The 7,361-nt window shown below is 45.2% G+C and carries 7 protein-coding genes and 1 other RNA gene; 3 read left to right on the plus strand and 5 right to left on the minus strand.

Features of this window, described 5'->3' with window-relative positions; genetic code table 11:
- Window positions 1–2: 2 nt before the first annotated feature.
- Window positions 3–959, plus strand: coding sequence for an isopenicillin N synthase family dioxygenase (locus tag DFP77_RS16835; protein ID WP_114413388.1), 957 nt, complete (start codon window positions 3–5; stop codon window positions 957–959).
- 66 nt (window positions 960–1,025) lie between these two features.
- On the opposite strand, the gene DFP77_RS16840 is transcribed toward DFP77_RS16835, so the two are convergent.
- The 4 genes from DFP77_RS16840 to DFP77_RS16855 form a co-directional block, all read right to left on the minus strand.
- Entirely contained in the window at window positions 1,026–1,811 is a 786-nt protein-coding gene (locus DFP77_RS16840) for a class II glutamine amidotransferase (RefSeq protein WP_114413389.1), read from the minus strand.
- A gap of 78 nt (window positions 1,812–1,889) precedes the next feature.
- Complete coding sequence (locus DFP77_RS16845; protein ID WP_114413390.1) at window positions 1,890–3,557, minus strand: methyl-accepting chemotaxis protein; 1,668 nt, start codon at window positions 3,555–3,557, stop codon at window positions 1,890–1,892.
- Between the two features lie 326 nt (window positions 3,558–3,883).
- Window positions 3,884–4,288 (minus strand): phosphoribosyl-AMP cyclohydrolase, encoded by a 405-nt coding sequence (hisI, locus tag DFP77_RS16850; RefSeq protein WP_114413391.1) that lies wholly within the window; start codon window positions 4,286–4,288, stop codon window positions 3,884–3,886.
- Window positions 4,285–5,166 carry a 6-carboxytetrahydropterin synthase gene (locus DFP77_RS16855; protein ID WP_114413392.1) on the minus strand — a complete coding sequence of 294 codons (882 nt, stop codon included), beginning with the start codon at window positions 5,164–5,166 and terminating at the stop codon, window positions 4,285–4,287. Before DFP77_RS16855 ends, hisI begins: the two co-directional genes overlap by 4 nt.
- 211 nt (window positions 5,167–5,377) lie before the next feature.
- Between DFP77_RS16855 and ffs the strand changes: the two genes are divergently transcribed.
- Window positions 5,378–5,474: signal recognition particle sRNA small type (gene ffs, locus DFP77_RS16860), an RNA gene on the plus strand.
- Window positions 5,475–5,608: 134 nt separating this feature from the next.
- On the opposite strand, the gene DFP77_RS19580 is transcribed toward ffs, so the two are convergent.
- Entirely contained in the window at window positions 5,609–5,908 is a 300-nt protein-coding gene (locus DFP77_RS19580; RefSeq protein ID WP_181858585.1) for a hypothetical protein, read from the minus strand.
- A gap of 3 nt (window positions 5,909–5,911) precedes the next feature.
- On the opposite strand from DFP77_RS19580, the gene DFP77_RS16870 reads away from it, so the two are divergent.
- The gene (locus DFP77_RS16870) at window positions 5,912–7,063 is read left to right on the plus strand and encodes a tyrosine-type recombinase/integrase (RefSeq protein WP_114413394.1); all 1,152 of its coding nucleotides are present in this window, start codon (window positions 5,912–5,914) and stop codon (window positions 7,061–7,063) included.
- Window positions 7,064–7,361: the final 298 nt, after the last annotated feature.

The following is a 7,361-nucleotide window of genomic DNA, read 5'->3' on the forward strand; positions in this document are numbered from 1 at the left end:
TAATGTCTATACCGTTAATTGATCTGTCGAAACTGATTGATGAGAACGAATCTGTTCGTCAGAGCGAAATTAAAGCCTTAGATAAGGCATGTCGTGAAATTGGTTTCTTTTACCTAACCAACACAGGCATCCCAAAAGAATTGATGGCCGCGCTGATGCGCGAAGCCAAGCGTTTTTTCAATCAGCCGCAAGACGTAAAAAACGCCATCGACATAAAAAACAGCATTAACCATCGTGGTTACGGCAATATTGGTGAAGAGCAGCTCGACGAAGTGAACCAAGGGGACTGGAAAGAAACCTTTGATATGGCGTTGGACTTTCCTAAAGATCACCCTTTGGTGATTAAATATCCGACGGCGTACGGCCCTAATCAGAACCCAAGCAATCCTACTACGCTTGAAGTGCTGCAAGAATACTATGTAGAGGCTTTTCAAGTAGCGCAAAAACTACTGACTGCCATGGCGCAAGCCTTGTCTTTAGAGGATGACTTCTTTACGCGCGGCTTTAAAGATCACGTGACTGTTTTGCGAATGATTCATTATCCGCCACGTCCAGCCAACGACCATGACAATGGTGCGGGTGCGCATACGGATTACGGCTGTGTCACCTTATTATTGCAAGATCAGATTGGTGGCCTGCAGGTGAAAAATCGCCAAGGTGAATGGGTGGATGCAACGCCAATAGATAATGCCTTAGTCGTGAATATCGGCGATTTGATGCAGCGTTGGACTAACGACGAATACGTTTCCACCGCGCATCGAGTGCGTGCTTCATTGCCAGATGTACATCGCTATTCTTTCCCATTCTTTGTGGAACCCGATTACGAAACGAATGTTGAGTGCGTACCTAGCTGTGCGACCGCTGACAAACCGGCGAAATACGATGGGATCTTGAGTGGCGACTGGATTCAGTCTCGTTTTGATGCGACTTATGCGTATCGAGAAAAAGAACAAGCTTAATTCAGGAAACAGGTCGTAGATCTAGCGCTTAATGGTTAAAGAGGAATCTATTATTAAAAATGACCGCTAGGCGGTCATTTTTAATAATTCAGACAAGGGATGGATTTTGTAGACTTGATCTTTGATTTTGGCAATGTGTCCCGCAGGAACTTGAACCCAGCTGGCGCCAGAATAGTCGAGTGGTTCTGAGCCAATGACTATGTGCTTTTCAAATTGCTTGTAGTACAAGCTTGGGGCTTGTTCATCACTTGAAAAACGAATGGCTGTGATCTCTGTGCCATCTGAAAGCACAGCGGTAAAACGCAGCGGATCTTGTATGTTTTTTACTTTCATCATGTCGAGAATTTGCGCTAAGGTTGTCTCAATCGCATGCTCTGGATTCGTCTCTAAGCCATTGGCAATCATCAATAAGAAAATCACTTCTGAATCGGTTGCTCCATGGCGATGGCTATAAAGGTGCTCTGGAATCATACGATCCAGTTGCCAGCGCAAAGATTCATAGCCGCCAATTTGTCCGTTGTGCATGAATAGCCAGTTTTTGTAACTAAATGGATGGCAGTTAGAACGGTTGGTTTCTGTGCCAGTAGACGAGCGCACATGAGCGAAAAATAAACCACTTTTAATGTGTTTTGCTAGGCTTTTTAAATTGCTATCACTCCAAGCAGGTAAGACTTCATGGTACAGGCCCGGCTCTTCTCGCTCATCGTACCAACCAAGACCAAAGCCGTCAGCATTTACTGTGACCTCCGACTTTCTGGCACTTAAACTTTGATGAATTAAAGAGTGCTCTTGCTTAAAAAGCAACGATTCAAGATAAACAGAATCACCTTGATACGCCATCCAACGACACATGATTTTCTCCTGGGAATGAAAAGGGGAAGTAAGTTACTTCCCCGAATTATCTTAATCTAAAAGCGCGCTACTGTGGATCTATACTTTGAAATAACTGATCTTTGCCGATAGCTGTGTTGCTAACGACGCTAGCTGCCCAGCTGAGTTACTAATCGAGTGAATCGATGTAGTGGTTCGTGAGGCGATTTCAGTAATGTTCTCTACGTTGCGGCTGACATCTGCGGTAACAGAAGCTTGCTCTTCTGCTGTGGCCGAAATGCGGTCATTCATATCGCGGATCTTGGTAACAGAAAGGTTGATATTCTGTAACGATTTTTCCTCATGCTTCACCTGGTTCACTGCATCAGTTGAACGCTGATGACTGGATGTCATGGCTTTTACCGCAGACGATGTGCCAGTTTGCAGTAGAGTAATCATTTTTTCAATTTCTTGTGTGGCGCTCTGAGTGTTCTGGGCAAGATGGCGCACTTCATCGGCCACCACCGCAAAGCCTCGTCCTTGTTCACCTGCTCGTGCTGCTTCAATCGCCGCGTTTAATGCGAGTAGGTTGGTTTGCTCAGCAATGCCCAAGATGGTATTCAGAATGGTGCTGATTTCTTGGGTATTAGACTGTAGTTCATTAATGGTATCGGCCGAACTGGCAATTTCAGAGGCCAACTCTTCTATACTCTTAATGGTTGTTGTTACTATGGCTGTGCCTTCAGTCGCAGCGCTTTCGGCATCGTGTGCTGCCTGGCTCGCATCTGTAGTGGCTTCGGAAACATGAACCGCGGTAGATTGAAGTTCTTGTATTGCCTGAGAGACGAGGTTGGTTTCCTCTTGCTGGCGATCCACCATATCGGAAGACTCATCGGTGATTCGATTCAGGTCATTGGCAGCATTCGTGAGCATGGAGCTGGATTCCGCCACATCGTGCAAGATGCTACTGAGCTGTATAACAAGCTTATCCATTGCTGTTTCTAATAGGCCAATTTCATCTTTACGTGTGCTGGTAACTTGCGATTTAGCCAAGTTGCCAGCTGCAATATCTTCAGCGCGGCGAACGGCTCGGATAAGAGGTCGACAAATGCCGTTAACGATAATGATGCTGACGATAAGGCCAATAGCGATAAGAATGGCAGCAAGTACACCGCTGGTATAAATAGTTTGGTCAAGCTTGCTGCTTTGTGCTTTTGCAACGGTATCGTTGTAGTCGTTAATCGCAGTAATGATTTCTTCCATCTGCGCATTAACGGTAATCAGGCTTTCTTCGGCTTCTTTACGGAATTTGTTGGCTTTTAGTGTATTAAGTTTTTCCCACCAATTGTAGGTCTCTGTGCTGGATGCTAGGAAAACTTCTTGCTGTTCTTCTAATACCCTGATTTGTTCAAATAAACCTTCTAGACCATCGTGGACTGGCATAGTGGCCAGTATGCTTTTTACATTTTCAATACTGGTGAGCAGTTCGCCAGTATAGGTTTTGAATTTATTCGCCGACTCGGTAACTTGCTCTACGCCATAACCACCAATGGATTTGGCGATTGATACTTGGAAAAAACCTCGTTCAAATTCAACTGATTGTTGTAGTAAAAGCTGACGGCTCTTTTCTAAATTTTTAACTAGTAGGAGGCTTTGAGAGGAAAGGCTTTGTAATTCGGAGGAGACAGATTTACTGGTTAAAGCGGAGCTGATACTAATTCCTACAATAACCAGTGAAAACAAGGCAATAAGCGACAATATTTTTGTGCGCACGGACAGTTTTAACATAGCGAATCCAATATTAAGAGTGGAAGAGAATGACAATAATTGAGCAATAGTTATGCCAATTAAATTACATTACCTTACAGAAATAACGTCTGCTTATAGCTTTCTATGTATTGGTACTTACTTGTCCTGTTTTAGGTACTAATCTAGAAAGTGGGGGGTGGTGATACAGATTGGGTCATTTCTGTGTCATGTATTAGCCCGTTTTTCTTGTCTGAAATGTGCAAAAAAAGCGGCCAGCTCTTAAGATAGCGTGAAATGGGAGTAAAGGTACAGAAATAATTTGAATTTACGCACTAATATAGTGCGTAAATTGTGGGGAGGAGAGTCTATTGTGGCGCGGACTTTACAACCACTTCATTTCCTTCGACAGTGAAGAAAAAGCAGTCTCGACGGTTGGTGTGGCAAGCAGGGCCTTTTTGATCTACTTGAATAAGTATCGCATCACCATCGCAATCAAATGACATAGACACCAATGTTTGACGATGCCCTGAACTTTCGCCTTTGCGCCAATAGGTTTGACGAGAGCGAGACCAATAACATACTTGGCCTGTTTCTAGGGTTTCACGAATGGATTTCTCGTTCATGTACGCCAGCATCAAGACTTCACCTGTATCGTGCTGTTGCGCGATAGCGGCGATCAAGCCATGTTCGTCTGTTTTTAGGTTAGCTAATACAGTGTCTAAAGAGAGTGTTTCGCCTTTGGCGAGGTTCTCGTATTCTTTTAAGCTCATGTTCTTGCCTTAAGTTTTTCTGAAATCGCGCCTTTACCAATGCCTTCAAAGCCGTGGGCTTCAATGTGCACACCTGGATTCTCTTCTGCTAATACATCGGCAATGTGTGCGGAAAGGGATTCGACTGTCGTATCACAATCCAACATGTAGACTTGATTGCTGTCTATCTTTAGCTCAAACAAGCCTTGCTGACTGGTGTAGCTAAAGCAGTGATAGCTCACGCCGTTTTCAGTCGCTTGGCTTATTAAGTCTTCTTGTGTACCTAAATAGATGTCTTCCCAACGCCTTGCCCAATCGTGTTCGATTGTTGCATTACGTGCGCCATCGGCGTAAATCTCAACCGTAGAACGATGGCCATGAGCAATACGCTGGCAATTGCCTGCGTGCTTTTTCAAACCATGGCTGTATTGATACTGCGCGCCAGTGATGTGCTCTGGTGAAAAGCGCACGCTTACTGCTTCTAATTCCGCAGGCAGCAGGTTAAGAATTTGTGATTCAACCCATTTAGCCACGGCTTCAGGTGTGATTTCTGTCATTGGCAATACACAAATCGCTTGAGTTGGTGCATCACACTGAAATACACGCTTGTCGCTAGAGATTTCTTTGTTGTGGTCAAAATGAAATGACACGCGGTCATTTGCTAATGGTGTGACTGCTGATCCACTGTGCTCAGCAGGAATTGCCAGCATGTGATCAATGTGGTCATCGAGCCATTTCTTGATTTGTTTTTTAACGATGCTGAAATCACAAATCATGCTTTCATCGTTTAACTTGCCGGTCAGAACAATGTCTGTCTGCCAGCTTTCACCCAACAAACCACGTGTGGCATCAAAGTAGGAAAAATCTACATGGGTTAGGTTTTTAACAAATAGCTTCAACTCGCTACTCCTATGATTCTTAATGGTGCGTATCTTACCGTAAATAGAAGCCGCGTTATAGCGCGATACTAAGAAGCAAAAGAGTAGGTGAGGGCGTAAGATAGTTAGTTGGATTTAAGTATTTGAAAATACATAAGAAAGGCGGTTGATATTTCGAATTGGCTGCGTATAATTGCGCCCCAAGGTCAACAGGCCTCCTTTATGGTGTCTCTGCTGGTCCCCTCGCAACGATAAACCGTTAATCTGGTCAGGTCCGGAAGGAAGCAGCCACAGCGGTGGACTTGTGTGCCGAGGTGCGGCTGGTAGAGATGCCACCTTAATCTCCCCCAATGTTCTAAATTCTCTTTTTTTATACTTCAATACTTATTTAATCTTTTTGTGTTTCTATAAAACTCTTTTGATGCATTGTTGCGTCTTTCCTCACTGCTGAACATAAACAACATCACTTGTAGGGCACTATAAGCGAAGCGTAATCTGCCGTGAAAGCGCAGCTTTCTTTTGTGGGTGAAAACCATTCTTCATCTGCCCCTAATAGATTTCCGACTCGAACTTGCCTTGCCCCTCGCTGCATGTAGGGCACGATAAGCGAAGCGTAATCTGCCGTGAAAGCGCAGCTTTCTTTTACGGTAGGCAAACCATTTTTCATCTGACCCCAATAGATTGCAGAAGGGCGCAAACGCTTCTTACTCAAGCTGCAAACCGAACAGGCCGCACGACTGACAGAGGAACAGCTAAGGGCCATTGCATGACCAAGGGCACCACCAAGATAACCGACACCACCATAAAAGCCGCCCTGAAAACAGACAAGCGTTACCTCTACGATGCGCGCCGTGTTGAATTTCACATCAACGCGGCGCGAACCGGTGGCACCTTTTACGATGTTGTCTACAAAGGCAAAAAGCGCCAGCGCACCAAGCTTGCTAAATGGCCAGCCGTCACCGCCAAAACCCTGTTTGCCGAACTCCCCGCTATACGTGCCAACGCCTTGGCGGATCGGGAAGCCAGCCTCACCGTGTCCGCCTTTCAAACAGGCGGCGAGGTCTTAATCTGGTACATGCAGCACATCGACGCCGACAAAACCTACTCGGCGGATTACGTGTCCACCTCGTCCAGCTACATAGGCAACCATTTACTGAGCCAGCTCGACAAAGTGCGACTCAACGACATAGAAAAGCCCTTACTGTACAAGCAGCTCTACATGCCTATGCAAAGCGACTACGCGCTATCTACCATAAAAGGCGTGCTTGGCACCCTGAAAACCGCCTTCACTCGCGCCCATGAATTGGGCCTCATTGCCAGCAATCCCACCAAAAACATCACGCTTAGCAGTTTCACCACCTCCCAGCCCGACAGCCAACCAGGGCGACTCAAGCCCCACGATTTACCCGCGTTACTAGCGGCCATCAATAAGCAACCAAAGCAACGCCGCGTCTTCTTCATGACCCAATTACTCCACGCCACACGAGAAGGCGAAACCAGCCTTGCCGAATGGAAGCACTTTTCACCCAACCAACTGGAATGGTACATCCCGCCAGAGAATACCAAAAACGGCAAAGAGCACCGCTTGCCCATCACCCAACACGCCATGGACCTGATCAACAGCCTGCCCAAACGAGGCACCTACATATTCAGTGTGAAAGGCATCAAACCCATCACCACACGCACCATAGAGCGTTGGTATCAAAGCCTCAGCGACGACGTGGGTATCAAGTTCACCAGCCACGACATACGCAAACTCGCACGTGATAGCTGGCAAGATATGGGCATCGACTGGGTCATAGGGGAAATGCTACTCAACCACGAACGGGACGGACTGGACAAACGCTACATGCACACCCATTCGAGAGAACAGATGCGCAAAGCGTTGGGGGAGTGGGGGAATAATCTTAAAAATTAGTCTCAAATATTTTTTTTTAATATTTTTTTACATTTTTTTTGAAAGTCGTTTAAAGCTTTCATGAAAGTCGGGTGTACATTTCTTTAAAAGAAAAAATAGACAATAAATTTAGAGGTTAGATAGAGCGAATTTTTTAAGTGTTTGATAGATATGAATATTGTCCTTAAGTTAATTTAAGGACAAATTAACTTAATAGTAATTAAGGAACATACGAACAAGTAAGACAATTTTTAGCTGACTTTCAGCTTGTGACAGTATTTCCTCAGAAGCGACATTTAATCACCACTTAACCCACTTG

The organism is Marinomonas foliarum (genome assembly GCF_003337275.1).
Lineage (GTDB): Bacteria > Pseudomonadota > Gammaproteobacteria > Pseudomonadales > Marinomonadaceae > Marinomonas > Marinomonas foliarum.